Below are 16,298 nucleotides of genomic sequence, written 5' to 3'. Positions count from 1 at the left end.
CAATGATAATAGACAAAGATACTTTTTTTCAAATCGTTGAGAAGTTTGAATATATTCCTTTTGAACAAACTTTGGCATGGGAGAATTATAAAGATGAAAGTGGCTCTCACTTCATTCATTTTGTGGATGATAAATCAGCTCCAAATATATGTTGCTGGGGGAGAATTATAAAGAAACCATTGGTTGGAAAAATATTGGATATTCAAGGTGAAATAAAGCAAACAGCGATTACGAATAAGCAGATTCAACATTTTTGGAAAAATGTGATAGAGGAAGCATCATGCAATATGATTACTTACAATAGTGTAAGCGAATATTCGTGTAATTATGAAATATCAATGCGCAGGGCGGGTTTTATACGCCCATTAGGAAATCGTGTATGTCCTTTGACTATATTCATTCAGACTCAGGAAGACCGTGATACAGATCGAAACTGGCGCAGAAATTTGAAGAAAAGTTTATCAGAAAATCTCGTGTTTAAGGCTATTGACCAACCGACATTAGAAAATGCACAGGAAATAAGTCGCATGTTTGGAGAACTCAAAGAGATGAAAGGACTGGGATATGATCTTGTTCCCAATCAACTGATGCAGATTCTAAAAGACGACAATTTCAAATTATTCTATACTTTAAAAGATGATATTCCTCTTTGCGCCAGAATTGTGTACATAAAAAACGGAATGGCTGCCGATGTGTTTGCTGCCAATTCCTTCGAATCAAGAAAATATTCAGCAACCCATTTTATGATGGAGCGGATTTTTGATCATCTAAAAGAACAAGGAATCAAGGTCTTTGATTTTTCAAGGATTCCGCCAAGTAACAATGAGACAGATTCTGTATACGTCTTTAAAAATAGTGCAGGAGGATACCCAGTACAATATAATGGAGAGTGGATTTGGAGTAAAAAAAGAATCTATTCCCTAGCATTTTGTGTTTACAATTTCTTCATACGAAAAGCTCATCAATACTAACAGAGAGAAAAATGAACAAACGAGAAATAGTCGGATATGCGCTTTATCAAATAGGTAAATTCGGCAGGAAAGAACCCGATTTTTTATCGATATATTTTCACGACCCAGCTCCAAAAACGTTCACATCCATCTTGGAGTGGTGTAAAAAGAAAAGTTACCGTTTTATAACTCTCCAAGAGTGTTATGCTATTTTGTCGGGTAAAATTAGGCAAGAGGGGAAAGTTGCTTACCTTTCGTTTGACGATGGGTGGCAATCGAATTTGAATCTTATTCCGATTATCGACAAATATCAAGCACCAATCACGATATTCGTTTCTATCGATCCTCTGCTTTCCGGTAATTTTTGGTGGGAATATGCGCTTGCAGATGGAATTGAGTTAAGGAATAAAATGAAATTGATGAGTTATAAAAAATTCGTTTCATCATTGGAATCCTTAAAAAAGAAATACTCACTTGAGCGTTCCGTTCTAACTGAGCAAGAATTGGTTAAAATTGCATCTCATCCGTTAGTATCCATACAGTCTCACACAATGTCACATCCCATATTAACTAACTGTGATGATGAGATACTATCGTATGAGTTGAACAGCTCCAAAGCTTATTTAGAAAATCTACTCCATCATAAAATCGAAGCATTCAGTTATCCGAATGGAAACTTTTCCAATCGAGAAATCGAAGCGGTAAAAAAAGCGGGGTATAAAATGGCTTTTACAACAGAATATATCCCCATACAAATAAATCATACCAACCTTTACAGAATACCTCGCATGGCAATGAATACATATGGAGGGTATTATGAAAATTTATCTAAAATATTGGGAATATGGCAAGATATTCTAAAAAAATGAAGCTATTGATAAACACTCCGAGTCTCAAGTTTTTGGGAGGTGGTGTTGCTAATCATTATATCGGATTACGTACATTTTGGACCGAAAATGTTAAATACAATGTTGTCGGTCGGCGTGGAGGAAAAAGCGGAAGCGGTAAGTATTGGTTGCCTTGGGATATTTTTAAATTTATATTTCGTCTGCTAACCTTTCGCCCGAATATTATACTCCTTAACCCATCGCTTGGAGATAAAGCCTTAAAGCGAGATTTTATATATTTAAATATTTGTCGATTTTTTAGGAAGAAAACATCTGTATTTATTCATGGTTTCAATTTCGAATATGCTAAAAATGCAGACTGGAAATGGATAAGTACCAATTTGAATAAAGCCTTGTGTATTTTTGTGTTATCCCAAGAATTTAAGAATGAATTAATACGAAGAGGGGTAAAATCTGATATACATCTAACTTCAACAAAAGTACCAGATTATTTTATTTCAGGTTTTGATCTTTCGATGAGACAAGGGAAGGCTAAAAATATTATGTATAGTGGGCGAATAGAAAAGGCCAAGGGTGTATATGAAACAGTCGATACATTTTCAATACTGAAGTCACAATACAAAGATCTAACATTGACTTTTGTTGGTGATGGCTCAGAACTTCCCAAGTTGAAACAATATGTTGAGAATAAGAAAATAAAGGATGTCCGCTTTACAGGAAGGTTATGTGGTGAAGATTTTAAAAAGGAATACATTAATGCTGATATGTATTTGTTTCTAAGTTATACGGAAGGTATGCCAACTGTAGTTTTGGAAGCAATGATTTTCGGACTTCCTATCTTTACCAGAAAAGTGGGTGGTCTAATAGATTTCTTTGAAAATGGAAAGATGGGATATATATCAAGTTCTTTAGACCCAGTAGTTTTTGCAGAAGCGATGAAACCATACATTGAGAGTTCTGCTAAAATGAAGAGTGTATCACTCTATAATTCCGAATATGCAAGAACCCATTTTATTGCATCTGTTGTTGCCCGAAAATTTGAAAATACATTAAACTATGAATATTTTAAGAATCAAGAGCATAGAGAGCATTAATTTGTAACAGGGGGTGGAGCGTAGATAATCTGCCCGAAAGTTTTGTGTCTAACTTTTTTAGGGAGCGCACTTCATTATTGGTGATATTATCATATTTGACACAATTATCCACAATATATTTTTATCAAAGAAGGTGCTCGTTTGATGTTGGAAGTAAAAACAATAACACATTTTCATATGAACATTATATTACTCTACAGGGTCGAACGTTGGCTATTTGAACAACATATTCCTGTTTTGCCTAAAATCGTACAACTATTGATTTTTCTCATTTTCAATTCAAAAATAACTGCTGATTCAAAAATAGGGAAAGGGACATATTGTGTGTGTAAAGGGATTAGCACGGTCCTAATACCGGGAACAGAAATTGGAGAAAATTGTGTATTAGGATTACGATTTTCTACTGTACGGCAGTTCCCATACAAAGAAGTTCCTCATCTAAAGAATAATGTTTGGGTGGGTCCTAATGTTATTATTGCCGGTCCTGTTGTAATAGAAGATGATGTAATAATCGCAGGGAATTCATTTGTTAACAGAAGTGTTCCCCAAGGTGCTATCGTTGCAGGATGTCCGGCAAAGATTATTGGCTGGAGAAAAAATCTTGATTATGCGATTGAAACAAATCCAAAGTATAAAGAAGGTCATATGCCATTTTTGACAAAATGAATAACATCAATGAATGATATAGCCGATGCTTTTTATAAGCTAAAAAAATATTGTGAACGAGAGGATTTCAAAGGGTGGGATCCATATGACGGACTAAACTCCAAAGTATTTCAAGCATTGCCATTGCTGAAAAAGTCAGCAGTATGCAGATTAGTGGTGATACAAGGCTTTAAGCGGTGCCCGATAAATTTGCGTAAATTGGCACTTGTGCCGAAAGAATACAATGCCAAAGGCATTGGGCTCTTTCTTTCAGGATATTGTAACCTATATAAAGTTATAGAAAAACATCCAGAGAGAGAAAAGGAGCTTGGGTCAAAGCAAGAGTGTCGTCAAAAAATTACAGAATTGGCTAATTTGCTGATTGCCTTGCAGTCAAAAGGATATAGCGGATCTTGCTGGGGATATAACTTCGATTGGCAGGCAAGAAGGCTTTTCCTTTTTCCGAAATACACTCCTACGATTGTGGCAACAAATTTTTGTGCCACAGCTCTGATGGAGGCATACGAAATAACAAAACATACGAAATATTTGGAGGTGGCACTTTCTGCAGCGGACTTTATAATCAAAGATTTGCATCGGACATCTTATAAGGAAGGATTCTTGTTTTCGTATAGTCCGCTGCAAGGAAATGATACAGTATTCAACGCTTCACTGCTGGGGGCTCGGTTGCTGAGTTTTTGCTATCATTATACCTCAAAAGAGGAATATCGAAAATTAGCCGTACAAACTATACGGGCTTGCTGTTCAGGGCAACGAAACGACGGTGCTTGGGTATATGGAATGTTGCCCGTACAGAATTGGGTGGATAGTTTTCATACAGGGTATAATCTGGATGCACTTATCGCTTATCAGGAAATGACAGGTGACGAGAGTTTCAAACGATATATAGAGAAAGGATTTAACTATTATATCCAGCACTTTTTTGAACAGGATGGAACGCCTAAGTATTACGATAATCGCATGTTTCCCATTGACATTCATTGTCCTGGACAGTTGTTCGTAACACTTTCGAGATTGCACGAATTTGGCAATCACCGTGATTTGGCAGAAAGGGTGATGCAATGGACTATACTGAATATGCAGGACAAAAAAGGGTATTTCTATTATCAATTGAAATCTGGAATCAGTTCTAAAATATCATATATGCGATGGAGTAACGCATTTATGTTTAATGCTATGATCCATTATTTGCTTTCCGAATAACATTTTTTGATTTTATGGATAAAGTTTCATTGAACGGGGTCGAAATATTCCCTTTCGATTCCGAACAGCAACTATTGCATTATGTGGATACGCATAAAGGCATGTTGATAGCGATCAATGCTGAAAAGATATTGCATGCCACGGAACAAACACGTGTCATCATCAATCGAAATATTGGGTATTGTGATGGAGCCGGTGCGCAAATGGCTTTAAAGCAGAAAGGTTATAAAGGTGCCTGTAAGATTCCCGGATGCGAACTATGGCTAAAAATTATTACTCGCTTTTACAGGGAAAAAACATTCTATCTAGTTGGTGGAAAGCAGCAAATCATAAATGAGACCGTAGAGAAACTACGTTTTGAATATGAGGATATCCAAATTGTAGGTTACCGTAACGGCTATATCAAGACGGATGAGGAGAAACGACAATTGATAGATGATATAGTGGAGAAGAAGCCAGATGTGGTGTTTGTGGCAATGGGCTCACCTAAGCAGGAATTGCTGATGGAGGAAATTCAGCGGCAACATCGGGCAATATTCCAAGGGTTAGGCGGCAGTTTTGATGTCTATACCGGACATGTCCAGTGCGCCCCGAAATGGTGGGTGGAGCATAATCTAGAGTTTGCCTATCGTCTAATAAAAGAACCGAAGCGCCTCAAACGACAGATTCATTTGATAAGATACGCATGGTGGTTATTGATAAAAAAATTATAAACAGAGAATATATGAGGAAAGTATTGTTGGTTTTTGGTACCCGTCCAGAGGCCATTAAGATGGCTCCGTTAGTGATGGAGCTTCAGAAGCAGAAAGAACGTATAGAAACTGTGGTGTGCGTAACTGGACAGCATCGGGAAATGCTGGATCAAGTGTTGGAAATATTCGACATCAAACCAGATTATGATTTAAATATCATGAAACGGGGACAGGATCTGTATGATGTAACAGCTCGTGTGCTGACCGGTATGCGTGAGGTATTGAAAGAGATAAAGCCGGATATAGTATTGGTACATGGCGATACGACAACCTCTACTGCCGCTGCGTTGGCGGCCTTTTATCAACAGATACCAGTAGGGCATGTGGAGGCAGGTTTGCGTACACACAATATTTATAGCCCGTGGCCGGAGGAGATGAATCGGTTGTTAACAGGACGTTTGGCGACCTATCATTTTTCTCCCACTCCGTTAAGTCGCAATAATCTGATTAAAGAGAGCATTAATGACCGAAATATCATTGTAACCGGCAACACGGTGATTGATGCGCTCTATTGGGTAGTGGATAAAATCAAAAACAATAAGGAACTAGATAATGAATTAGAAAGTGTATTGAGCAAAGCAGGTTATGATGTGAACCGCTTGGATAATGGCAAAAAATTGGTGCTGATCACGGGGCATCGCCGTGAGAATTTTGGTGACGGGTTTATCAATATGTGTACAGCTATTAAAGACTTGACAATTAAACATCCGAATGTGGATTTTGTTTATCCCATGCACTTGAACCCTAATGTGCGCAAGCCGATTCATGAGGTGTTCGGGGAGGATCTCTCCGGTTTGAAGAATATGTTCTTCATTGAGCCATTGGAGTATTTAAGTTTTGTGTATCTGATGGAGAAGAGTAGTATTGTGTTGACGGATAGCGGCGGCATTCAAGAGGAAGCTCCAGGATTGGGAAAACCGGTATTGGTGATGCGCGATACTACGGAGCGACCGGAAGCGTTAAATGCCGGAACAGTGAAATTGGTAGGTACGGACTATAATAAGATTGTAAACGAAGTGTCATCTTTGATTGATGATAAAGCTGCTTATGAAAAAATGAGCAAAGCTGTAAATCCGTACGGTGACGGATTGGCTTGCGGACGTATTGTAAATGCATTGCTATATAGGATATAAGCTGAATTATGAAGCTGACACTGAAAAATATTGAAAATAAGATTCTTAAAGAGGTTGATTGTGGGTTGACTGCTGAATCTGGCGATTTTAAGACATTGGCAGAAAATGTAATTGCAATGTATCGTAAGACGGAAGAAGAAAGATTGCAATTGGGGATGAATGGGCAAACCTATTATAAGGTACATTTTCAAAAAAAGGTATGTATCGACAAACTAGATCAAACAATGAAAATTTGAAAAATAATATGTTACTAGCCAATGAATTATTCAATACCATTTGGGATAAAGCTAAAGATTCAGTACGTCACAGAATACATTTTGATTTGCGGGATTCCGAAAACGATGATTCTCAAAGGATGCTAAATGTATTGGAAATTGATACAAAAATTCCTATACATCGACACAGAGATACGTCTGAAGTGGTGATTATCCTTAGAGGAAAAGTTCGTGAAGTTTATTTTGATAATCAAGGGAATGAAATAGCATCATATCTCCTTGAATATGGAAGCCCTATTCCCGGAATTTGTGTTCCTAAAGGGATGTGACATACTTGTGAATGCCTTGAGCCTGGTTCTGTGATCTTTGAATCTAAAAATGGAAGATATGACCCTCTTTCAACAGAAGAATTTCTATTCAAATAGAACTACTCGGGAAAGGCGGGAAGGATGCAGAAGAATCCAGCCGTGTCGGCTTTTATCAGAAAGACTACTTTTTTTCTTTGAAGGTGAGTCCTTTGAAAGAAGGAAAATATTATCCGGCTATAGCGGTGGGGGGTAATGACCCGTCCAGATCGATCAATTGAAGGTAAGGGGGGGGATATGAGCGTTATTTTATGAATTATTATGTGGCTATGACTAAACGTATTCATTTTGGCCAGCATGAATTAGGAATCCATTGGTAGGCTCTACCATGGATGAAATTGTTGTTAGTTTTATATTTTGGCGTAAATAATATGATTATTAATAACTAATATATGATTATTCGGTTTTTATATGTATCCTCTATCTTATCTCCAAGGTCTCCGGTCTTCTTTTCTCCTTAGGGGGAGTAAGAAGGCCGGTTTCTTTATCGTCTATCCTTTATCGCTTTGAATGTCCTCTTCCCTTTTAGATAAAATGCCAGAATTAAACTGTCCCGCATAAGTTCCGGGATGGTGCTCAGTGTACTTTTCTCCAGATTCTCTTTACGCTTGGGCGCATATTCCGGCTTCAGCTGGTGATAGGCTTTCCGTGCCTCATAAACCGCTTTCGCATTTTGGATATGACCTTCCATCAGAAACTTAGCGGCGGCGATATAGTCCAGCCAAAAGCGAATGCGCATCACATGCTTTAAATCAGCTTCCCGGGAGTTCTTATAAAGCATCAGCAAACTATTCCGGAAATTGAGGAAGGTCTTGCGGGGACTTTCCGCGTTCAAGGTGGCTCCACCGACGTGGTAAACGATGGATTGTGGGACGCATACCAACCGATATCCTCGGGAACGTAAACGCCAACACATATCGACTTCTTCTTGATGTGCGAAGAATCCGGCATCTAATCCCCCGACTTCCTTATACGTAGCCGTGCGAACGAATAAGCAGGCTCCTGTCGCCCATAAGATATCGGCGGGAGTGTCGTATTGTCCCTCGTCCTTTTCCACGATATGCAAGATTCTCCCCCGACAAAATGGATAGCCGTATTTATCAATGTATCCTCCGGCCGCACCTGCGTACTCGAAGTATTCTTTATTTCGTTGAGCCCGTATTTTGGGTTGGACACAAGCGATTAACGGATCAGAGTCGAGAGAGGCAATCGGGGCATCTAACCAATTGGGAGTAACTTCTACGTCGCTGTTTAATAAAACGCAATATTCATGGTCGAGCCTTTTGAGCGCTTGATTATATCCTTCGGCAAATCCGTAGTTCCGGTCGAGGCAGATAATGCTGACCGTGGGGAATTTTGCTTTCAACATCTTGATCGAGTCATCGGTTGAACCGTTATCTGCTACGATGACCTCCGCCCATTCCGGAGAGTTGGATACGACGGAAGGAAGGAATTCCTCCATTAGCTTTCTTCCGTTCCAGTTTAAGATGACAATCGCTACTTTTTTCATCCTTGTTGCTCGTGTTTATGTTTCCAACGTTTATGGGTCCATAGCCAGTAAGCCGGATCACGCAAGATCATTTTCTCTAAAAGTCGTGCGTATCGCTCGGTGATGTAATTCTCCGGAGTCTCTTTTGGATTCTCCGTAATCAGCTTCATGTCTACGGTGTAATATCCTCTTTTTACCTTTTGGGTATCGAGGAAGATCACAGGCAGGTTCAGTTTCCGTGCGATACGCTCCGGACCGGTTAATATGGCTGTGTCTTGATGAAGGAACTCGGTCCAATAATGCAGGTTCGCCTTGCTGGGTGTCTGGTCCGCCAAGAAGATGACAACTGATTTGGTTTTGTCTTGTTTTAACTTGATGATATCCCGTATCGTATCGTTTTTCTTGATGCCGAAAGAACCGAACTGTGTCCTGAGATCGGCGAATAGCTTATCAAAGGCCTTGTTGTTTAACGGACGGTATATCTGATAGATGCGTGAGTCCTCAAAGCGAGTGGTCGAGCCGGAAAACCATTCCCAGTTGCCATAATGCCCCATCGTGAGGATGAAGCAAGTATGGCCTTTCTCCATAAGTTGGTCAACCAATTCCGGGTTCCTCAGATAGGCTCGCTGTTGTATCTCATCCAGAGAGATATGGGCCAATTTGATCGTTTCCACGATATAATCGGCGAAATGATGGTAGAACCGGCGTTCCAACTGACGCAACTCAGCCTTGGATTTATCCGGGAAAGAGGCGGTTATATTACGGCGCACTACTTTTACCCGGTATCCGGCTATCTTATAGATAAGGACATATAGGATGTCTGATAACACGTATAAAGCCCGCATGGGAAGTAAGGCGTGTACTTTTACCCAGCTATAAAGAAAGGCATATTGTATTTTATCCCACATCTTAGTTGACGGTTGATGATTGATTGTTGACTATTAATGCGGTGCGATCCTCATTCCAGCCGCCTAGTACGACTTTGCGGGTCTCATTGACCAAAGCGGCATCATAAGGGATTTCTACTTTTATATAGTTCTCGGTGAAACCGTGCATCTTGCCGTCTTTCTTGGTATGCTCGAATAAGACATTCGCTTCCTGTCCGATATGGGCCTCATAAAAGGCATGTAGTTTCCGATCCGAGATATCCAAGAGTTGTTGGCTGCGTGCATGCTTGGTCTTCGGATCTATCACGTGATTGATCTTCAACGCTTGGGTTCCGGGGCGTTCCGAATAGCTGAACACGTGAAGTTGGCTTATATCCAAACTGCCTATGAATTGGCGTGCCTCCTCGAAGTACTCGTCTGTCTCGCCACGGGTTCCAACAATTACGTCTACACCGATAAAAGCATGCGGCATTACTTCCTTGATCTTTTCGATCTTATGACGGAAAAGAGCGGTGTCGTAACGGCGGCGCATTAATTGCAAGACAGCATCGCTGCCGCTTTGTAAAGGGATATGGAAATGAGGAGCGAAACGTTTGCTGTGAGCCACGAAGTCTATTGCCTCGTCGGTAATCAGATTCGGCTCGATGGAAGAGATACGATAGCGTACGATTCCATCTACCTCATCCAAAGCCCGGATTAAGTCGATAAAGGTCTCGTCGGTACTTTTGCCGAAGTCCCCGATATTCACGCCTGTCAATACGATCTCCTTGCCTCCTTTACGTGCGACTTCCTGCGCCTGTTCCACCATGCTGGCGATCGTCCCGTTCCGGCTTCTTCCGCGGGCGAAGGGTATGGTGCAATAAGAGCAATAATAATCGCATCCGTCTTGTACTTTCAAGAAATGACGGGTACGGTCGTCCGCCGAGCAGGAAGGGGAGAAGGAACGTATATCCTTGCTTTGTGAGGCGATAACCGCTCCACCATTTTCTTTCTTCTCTAGGTTCTCCAGATATTGAAGGATCTCTAATTTCTGTTCGGCGCCAAGAACCAAGTCAACGCCTTCTATATGGGAGACTTCCTCCGGCTTCAACTGTGCGTAGCAACCGGTCACCACGATAAAGGCACCGGGGTGTTGTTTACCGATCCGGCGAATCGCTTGCCGGCATTTCTTGTCGGCTAGTTCCGTTACGGAGCAAGTATTCACCACGCATATATCCGCTTTTTCACCGGGGCGCACCTTGCGTACCCCTTGTTCGGCTAATAGCTTTCCAATGGTAGAGGTCTCCGCAAAATTTAGTTTGCAACCCAGCGTATAATAAGCGGCCTTTTTATTGTTAAATACGGTCTGATCTATCATTTTCGATTTAGTTAGAGTGCAAAGGTACTAATTAAGCCCGGATTAGTAAAGAGTTCGGATTGAGATGGACTTAAAAACTCATTACTATTGCATAAATAGTTTTCCGGAAGCTTATCTATTCTTTTTTGCTATTGGATATATTCTACAAACCACGGCGTGGTTTGTGCGATTCACGTCATGGCCTGTATAAACCATGACGTGGTCTGTAAAAACCATGCCGTGAACTAAGGAATAGATACAGTCAAGCAACATTATTTATGAAGACTTGTTATCGAATAGTCCTTGCTGCGGCCTTGTTTTGTTTATTGTGCCGATAGAGGAAATACGGCAACTAGGGTTCCACTAAGATTAATACCGGATTGTTATCATTCTCGGGTTGCTCCCAGTCGATTAGGTAACGGTTGTCGTTTGAGATGTATTTGGGAGTGAAATAGGCTTCTTCGGGAAGTTCAAATGAGTTTTCCGGGTATATGAATTGTACATAGGCTAATTGCTTCTCCGCTATATCATAATATAATGTATAGGTATCTTTATCAGAGAAGTTATGCATATAGAGCCGGTCTCCGATTTGCCCGGGTATGACAGGGATTGTCTTTGTCCTGAACAGGTCGTTTTTTATATCGTCTATCGTGATATTATAACGGAGTTCCTCGGGTGTTCGGTATTTACCTAGATCGAGGACGGCATAAGGAGTTAGCTTCATGTCGTTGGAAACTTTAAATATCGTATCGCAGAACAACTCCTTAAATGCGGCAATCTTATTTCCGTCGAAAGGACGGAACTCATAGGTAAATGTCATGACGAAAGGAGGTTCTGTATAAGATTTATAGTAAGGTATGCTATCCGATATGACTATATCTTGGCAAAAATAGAACCGAATGGGTGCGTTGCCAGAGAGGTTGGGTACGTGACCTAGGATAACGTTCGTCTTAGGGAGGGGATAAAATCCCCGGATGTTCTTATCCGGAATTTGAATGGTTTGGTGGAATTTCCCTTGCCAATCGTATATCTTTATCCGAGTGGGGCTATCTTTTATATAAATAAGATGATCATGAGGTTCTAGTCCGGATATACGACTAAACTCATCCGGACCTCCTCCTTGTTTGCCGATATCGTATAAATATTTTCCTGCCAAGTCGAAAACGGAAGCTCTGTTATCATGCTGTACCAATAGCTTATCGCCATGTTTAATAATGCGGGAGATGTATTTGATCAAGATTGAGTCATTCGTTTGCAGAGGGATGAATTGGATGGATTTCGCCCATTTCTTTAAGGCTACTTCTTGAGGCTGATGGTCAAAAACAGTTGCTAGGTCAATTGTTATACATTCCTCTGATTTCTCGCTTGTGCCGGTACAAGCGGTTAGTAATATCGCAAATATAATAAGCCATTTATTCATAAAAATATCTTTGTCCTAAAGTTGATAGGACAAAGATATTTAATTTGTTTCGAAATATTCGTAATATTATGAAGATTTTGTACTGTTATTTCCAATCCACTAAGGATGATTTAAAATAGTTCCAATCGGCCTTTTCCCATAAGGGGGCTTGCGCACCAAGTCTTACTTTATATTCGTCCCAATGTGTGTTCTCTACTTTGGACCAACCTTTTTCGGCGACACCTGCCAAACGAGGCATTAACAGGAATTGCAGATCTCTGAAATTGGTGATCGTCTCGCACCAGATAGCGGCTTCTATACCCGCTACATCTTTTTGAGGATTCTCTACAGTCGGGTTGAAGGTCATCGGGTCCCAGTCGTACATTTCTTGGATCGTTTGTTTCTCGTAGGCGGCCATACCTAAACGTTCTTGCTCCGCGTTTTGGGTGGAGTCCGCACTTGGTTCCAGATATTTATGGTCCAGATAAACGTAACCGCTCGGCGAGAGAATCACTTTCGCTTTTTTGGATATACCAAGACCCGGATCTTTTGGTGCCTCTTTCATGAATTCGGCGAATAAGGCCATGATCTCTTTATATTCGGCAGGTATATTATCTTTTTTCTTAGAAGAGTCCTCGTTTTTTTGCTTCAGATAAATCCAGTGCTGGATGACATCGCCTTCCGAGATATCCGCACGGGCGGTTTCTTGCCAGCCGACCATTTTCTTTCCATTCTTCAATACGATTTCCCGTGTCTTATTTATAAAACGGACGAACTTATCATGGGGTAAGCCGATCGCCTCGTCACCTCCGATATGAATGTAGTTTCCGGGTGCTAAAGCGGCTAGCTCCGCGATAACATCCTCCGTAAATTGCATCGCTTTCGGATCATCTACGTCGAGGGCATTGAAGGCCTGTCCCGGGATGTTAACATTGGTCTTGAATTTGACAGCGTTCTTAAAGTCCGGATAAGCGGCGAATATGGCAGCTGTATGCCCCGGGATATCTACTTCCGGGATGATCGTGATGAAGCGTTCTTTTGCGTAATTAACGAGATCCTTGAATTCCTCTTGCGTATAATAGCCTCCTTTTCTCCCGTTGTTGGGAAGTTGACCTCCTATTTCCGCTAGCTCGGGATATTTCTTGATCTCGATACGCCAGCCTTGGTTATCGGAAAGATGCATATGCAGTACGTTCATCTTATATAAGGCGATCATATCGATCACTTGTTTCACTTCCTCGGGATCGAAGAAGCAACGAGATACATCGAAAGAAAGCCCACGCCAAGCGAAACGAGGTGAGTCCTTCACTTCCAGTAGCGGTAGATAAATCTTCTCGCCTCCGGGTTGTAGATTACCACCCACGATTTGTTTCAAGGTAGTGATACCTCGATAGATACCTTCTAGGGTAGTGGCCTTGATGTAGATGTTTCTCTTTTGGATGGAGAGGGAGTAAGACTCATCTACGGGGACACTATCTTTCGGACTCAATCCATAAGCTTTTGGCAGGTCGGCGAACTCTTTCGGATCTGTCAACTCGAGGAAGATGATGCAATTCGATTCTTTGTCTGAGGCGGAAGCCAGCTTGATGCCGGATAGCTTTTCTATCTCGTTGGATAGCAACTCGCCCATACCCTTTAAGGATTCGTCCGCATAACCGATCTCGATGCCGGGATGGATCGTGAATGTACCTTCGCCTACTGTCATTTGGGCCGGAGCGGGGATAATGCTTACGCTTCTTTCTCCAACATCTGGGGATGAACAGGCGATAAATGTAATAAAACTACAGAGGGTCAATGCCCATGCGAGAGTGATTCTTTTCATTCTTATTTTAAATTTATAGGTTATATCATGGCAAAAGTAAGGATTTGTTTTTACTTTTACGCGAATTTCACAAAAGTGTGCTATGATCAAAGAGAATTTCATTAAGATTTACGAGGAGAGTTTCAAGGAAAACTGGGCCTTGCCGGCATTAACGGATTACGGGAAAGGTAAGACCTTTACTTTCGGTGATGTGGCGACGGAGATCGCACGTATTCATCTTTTATTCCATGAGTGCCAAGTCCGTCGTGGAGACAAGATCGCGTTGATCGGTAAAGACAGCTCCCGTTGGTGCATCGCTTATATGGCGGTTGTTACTTATGGGGCGATTATCGTGCCTATTCTTCAGGACTTTAATCCGAATGATGTACATCATATTATTAACCACTCGGAATCTGTCTTTTTGTTTGTTAGCGACCGGATTTGGGATTCTTTGGAGGAAGATAAGATAGAAGAGGTTCGCGGTGTATTCTCTCTTTCCGATTATCGTTGCTTGCATCAACGGGATGGAGAGAATATCCAGAAGTTGATGAAATCGCTGGATGAGAAGATGACCGAGAAATATCCGGATGGCTTCACCCAAGAGGATATCAAATACGCTGAGCTGGATAATGACAAGGTGGTAGAGATCAACTATACATCGGGTACGACCGGATTTAGCAAAGGGGTTATGTTGACGGGGAATAATTTAGCCGGAAACGTGACGTATGCCCGGACACTGGATCTATTGTTCCGGGGTGAACGTGAGTTATGTTTCCTGCCTCTGGCCCATGCCTATAGTTGCGCTTTCAATTTATTGGTACCCATGGCATTCGGTGTGCATGTCTATTTATTAGGTAAGGTGCCGTCTCCTAAAATCTTATTAAAGGCATTCGAAGAGGTGAAGCCGAACTTGATCTTGATGGTTCCCCTGATTTTGGAGAAGATCTATAAGAAGATGATCCTTCCTCAGTTGAATAAGCGAACCTTGAAGTTGGCCTTGAATATCCCACTGTTGGATTCACGTATCTATGCGCAGATCCGCAAACATTTGGTGGATGCCTTGGGAGGACGTTTCCGTGAAGTGATCGTGGGGGGCGCCGCCATGAATCAAGAAGTAACGGATTTCTTGTATAAGATCAAATTCCCGTTCACGATCGGTTATGGTATGACGGAATGTGGCCCGTTGATCAGTTATGACCATAATAATGAGTATGTGCCCGGTTCTTGCGGACAGATCTTGAAAGGGATCATGAAAGTCCGTATCGATTCGGAAGACCCTTATAATAAGGTAGGCGAGATTCAAGTATCGGGCGAGAACGTAATGAAAGGCTATTATAAGAATGATGAGGCAACCCAAAATGTCTTCACGGAAGATGGCTGGCTAAGGACGGGTGATTTGGGTACGATCGATCATGACAACCGTATTTTTATACGTGGACGTAGCAAGACGATGATCTTGGGCGCTAGCGGACAAAATATTTATCCGGAAGAGATTGAATCCAAATTGAACAATTTGCCATTCGTGATGGAGAGTTTGGTCGTGGAGAAAAACGGGAAATTGATCGGGATGGTGTATCCGGATTACGATACGGTGGATAGTACGGGTATCTCGCATACGGATCTTCCAGTTATCATGGAACAAAATAGGATAGAGTTGAACAAGCTCCTGGCTCCTTACGAAACGATCTCGGAGATACAATTGTATCCGACAGAATTCGAGAAAACACCGAAGAAAAGCATTAAGCGTTACCTATACAGTAATTATTGATAAATAAATAGAAAGCAAACGCAGCTAATATTCAGCATATTGTAAAAGCGGTAGAAAATAATTCAAAAAAAAACGTCTTATGTTGTACAACATATATGATTAATACATACATTTGCATCGTTTTACAACAACAAGATATTATAGACCGTTTAAATTAAGAACAAAATGAAAAAGTTAGTTGCATTTGCTGCTGTTATCGCAGCTGTATCATTCGCATCTTGTGGCAACAAATCTGCTGAATCTACCGAATCTGTTGCTGAAACAGAAGAGGCTACTGTAGTTGAGGAAGCTCCTGTAGTAGAAGAGGATGCTGCTGCTACTGATTCTGTAGCTGTCGAGGTTACTGACTCTGTTGCCGTAGAAGCTGCTCCTGCTGAATAATAATCAGTAAA

16 protein-coding genes are annotated in these 16,298 nt (G+C 41.2%); 11 read left to right on the top strand and 5 right to left on the bottom strand.

Annotated features, from left to right (window positions below; all coding sequences use genetic code 11):
* Positions 1-2 precede the first annotated feature (2 nt).
* The 9 genes from CI959_RS02820 to CI959_RS02780 all read left to right on the top strand — a co-directional run bounded on the left by CI959_RS02820 (position 3) and on the right by CI959_RS02780 (position 7,190).
* Positions 3-971: a GNAT family N-acetyltransferase gene (locus CI959_RS02820; protein ID WP_005855157.1), complete on the top strand. Its 969-nt coding sequence runs from the start codon at positions 3-5 to the stop codon at positions 969-971.
* Between the two features lie 11 nt (positions 972-982).
* Positions 983-1,819, top strand: a complete 837-nt coding sequence (locus CI959_RS02815; protein ID WP_005855159.1) for a polysaccharide deacetylase family protein — start codon at positions 983-985, stop codon at positions 1,817-1,819.
* Positions 1,795-2,892 (top strand): glycosyltransferase family 4 protein, encoded by a 1,098-nt coding sequence (locus CI959_RS02810; RefSeq protein ID WP_011965866.1) that lies wholly within the window; start codon positions 1,795-1,797, stop codon positions 2,890-2,892. The genes CI959_RS02815 and CI959_RS02810 overlap by 25 nt, the downstream gene beginning before the upstream one ends.
* A 177-nt stretch (positions 2,893-3,069) precedes the next feature.
* The gene (locus tag CI959_RS02805) at positions 3,070-3,558 is read left to right on the top strand and encodes a serine O-acetyltransferase (RefSeq protein ID WP_005855164.1); all 489 of its coding nucleotides are present in this window, start codon (positions 3,070-3,072) and stop codon (positions 3,556-3,558) included.
* A 9-nt stretch (positions 3,559-3,567) separates the two neighbouring features.
* Positions 3,568-4,761 (top strand): hypothetical protein, encoded by a 1,194-nt coding sequence (locus tag CI959_RS02800; protein WP_011965867.1) that lies wholly within the window; start codon positions 3,568-3,570, stop codon positions 4,759-4,761.
* Between the two features lie 14 nt (positions 4,762-4,775).
* On the top strand, positions 4,776-5,474 hold the full coding sequence (locus CI959_RS02795) for a WecB/TagA/CpsF family glycosyltransferase (protein WP_057316668.1): 699 nt from the start codon (positions 4,776-4,778) through the stop codon (positions 5,472-5,474).
* A gap of 11 nt (positions 5,475-5,485) precedes the next feature.
* The gene (wecB, locus tag CI959_RS02790; protein WP_005855170.1) at positions 5,486-6,646 is read left to right on the top strand and encodes a non-hydrolyzing UDP-N-acetylglucosamine 2-epimerase; all 1,161 of its coding nucleotides are present in this window, start codon (positions 5,486-5,488) and stop codon (positions 6,644-6,646) included.
* Positions 6,647-6,654: 8 nt separating this feature from the next.
* Positions 6,655-6,882: a hypothetical protein gene (locus tag CI959_RS02785; RefSeq protein WP_005855172.1), complete on the top strand. Its 228-nt coding sequence runs from the start codon at positions 6,655-6,657 to the stop codon at positions 6,880-6,882.
* On the top strand, positions 6,879-7,190 hold the full coding sequence (locus tag CI959_RS02780) for a WbuC family cupin fold metalloprotein (protein ID WP_011965868.1): 312 nt from the start codon (positions 6,879-6,881) through the stop codon (positions 7,188-7,190). Before CI959_RS02785 ends, CI959_RS02780 begins: the two co-directional genes overlap by 4 nt.
* A gap of 520 nt (positions 7,191-7,710) precedes the next feature.
* On the opposite strand, the gene CI959_RS02775 is transcribed toward CI959_RS02780, so the two are convergent.
* The 5 genes from CI959_RS02775 to CI959_RS02755 all read right to left on the bottom strand — a co-directional run bounded on the left by CI959_RS02775 (position 7,711) and on the right by CI959_RS02755 (position 14,159).
* Positions 7,711-8,736, bottom strand: coding sequence for a glycosyltransferase family 2 protein (locus CI959_RS02775; protein ID WP_057316667.1), 1,026 nt, complete (start codon positions 8,734-8,736; stop codon positions 7,711-7,713).
* Entirely contained in the window at positions 8,733-9,623 is an 891-nt protein-coding gene (locus tag CI959_RS02770; protein ID WP_095231398.1) for a lysophospholipid acyltransferase family protein, read from the bottom strand. The genes CI959_RS02775 and CI959_RS02770 overlap by 4 nt, the downstream gene beginning before the upstream one ends.
* Position 9,624: 1 nt before the next feature.
* Positions 9,625-10,959 (bottom strand): tRNA (N(6)-L-threonylcarbamoyladenosine(37)-C(2))-methylthiotransferase MtaB, encoded by a 1,335-nt coding sequence (mtaB, locus tag CI959_RS02765; protein WP_057316663.1) that lies wholly within the window; start codon positions 10,957-10,959, stop codon positions 9,625-9,627.
* Between the two features lie 331 nt (positions 10,960-11,290).
* On the bottom strand, positions 11,291-12,358 hold the full coding sequence (locus tag CI959_RS02760) for a 6-bladed beta-propeller (protein ID WP_005855182.1): 1,068 nt from the start codon (positions 12,356-12,358) through the stop codon (positions 11,291-11,293).
* 85 nt (positions 12,359-12,443) lie between these two features.
* On the bottom strand, positions 12,444-14,159 hold the full coding sequence (locus CI959_RS02755; RefSeq protein ID WP_008780981.1) for a family 20 glycosylhydrolase: 1,716 nt from the start codon (positions 14,157-14,159) through the stop codon (positions 12,444-12,446).
* Positions 14,160-14,241: 82 nt separating this feature from the next.
* On the opposite strand from CI959_RS02755, the gene CI959_RS02750 reads away from it, so the two are divergent.
* Together CI959_RS02750 and CI959_RS02745 are read left to right on the top strand one after the other, a co-directional pair.
* The gene (locus tag CI959_RS02750; protein WP_009276793.1) at positions 14,242-15,906 is read left to right on the top strand and encodes an AMP-binding protein; all 1,665 of its coding nucleotides are present in this window, start codon (positions 14,242-14,244) and stop codon (positions 15,904-15,906) included.
* A gap of 165 nt (positions 15,907-16,071) precedes the next feature.
* On the top strand, positions 16,072-16,287 hold the full coding sequence (locus CI959_RS02745; RefSeq protein WP_005855187.1) for a hypothetical protein: 216 nt from the start codon (positions 16,072-16,074) through the stop codon (positions 16,285-16,287).
* Positions 16,288-16,298 lie beyond the last annotated feature (11 nt).

The organism is Parabacteroides sp. AT13 (assembly GCF_002272965.1).
GTDB classification, from domain to species: domain Bacteria; phylum Bacteroidota; class Bacteroidia; order Bacteroidales; family Tannerellaceae; genus Parabacteroides; species Parabacteroides distasonis.
This window is presented reverse-complemented; position numbering and strand designations above follow the sequence as displayed.

Coding starts and splice junctions, on each gene's coding strand:
- CI959_RS02820 (WP_005855157.1), top strand. CDS start 3: ATGATAATAGACAAAGATACTTTTTTTCAAATCGTTGAGAAGTTTGAA.
- CI959_RS02815 (WP_005855159.1), top strand. CDS start 983: ATGAACAAACGAGAAATAGTCGGATATGCGCTTTATCAAATAGGTAAA.
- CI959_RS02810 (WP_011965866.1), top strand. CDS start 1,795: ATGGCAAGATATTCTAAAAAAATGAAGCTATTGATAAACACTCCGAGT.
- CI959_RS02805 (WP_005855164.1), top strand. CDS start 3,070: ATGAACATTATATTACTCTACAGGGTCGAACGTTGGCTATTTGAACAA.
- CI959_RS02800 (WP_011965867.1), top strand. CDS start 3,568: ATGAATGATATAGCCGATGCTTTTTATAAGCTAAAAAAATATTGTGAA.
- CI959_RS02795 (WP_057316668.1), top strand. CDS start 4,776: ATGGATAAAGTTTCATTGAACGGGGTCGAAATATTCCCTTTCGATTCC.
- wecB (WP_005855170.1), top strand. CDS start 5,486: ATGAGGAAAGTATTGTTGGTTTTTGGTACCCGTCCAGAGGCCATTAAG.
- CI959_RS02785 (WP_005855172.1), top strand. CDS start 6,655: ATGAAGCTGACACTGAAAAATATTGAAAATAAGATTCTTAAAGAGGTT.
- CI959_RS02775 (WP_057316667.1), bottom strand. CDS start 8,736: ATGAAAAAAGTAGCGATTGTCATCTTAAACTGGAACGGAAGAAAGCTA.
- CI959_RS02770 (WP_095231398.1), bottom strand. CDS start 9,623: ATGTGGGATAAAATACAATATGCCTTTCTTTATAGCTGGGTAAAAGTA.
- mtaB (WP_057316663.1), bottom strand. CDS start 10,959: ATGATAGATCAGACCGTATTTAACAATAAAAAGGCCGCTTATTATACG.
- CI959_RS02760 (WP_005855182.1), bottom strand. CDS start 12,358: ATGAATAAATGGCTTATTATATTTGCGATATTACTAACCGCTTGTACC.
- CI959_RS02755 (WP_008780981.1), bottom strand. CDS start 14,159: ATGAAAAGAATCACTCTCGCATGGGCATTGACCCTCTGTAGTTTTATT.
- CI959_RS02750 (WP_009276793.1), top strand. CDS start 14,242: ATGATCAAAGAGAATTTCATTAAGATTTACGAGGAGAGTTTCAAGGAA.
- CI959_RS02745 (WP_005855187.1), top strand. CDS start 16,072: ATGAAAAAGTTAGTTGCATTTGCTGCTGTTATCGCAGCTGTATCATTC.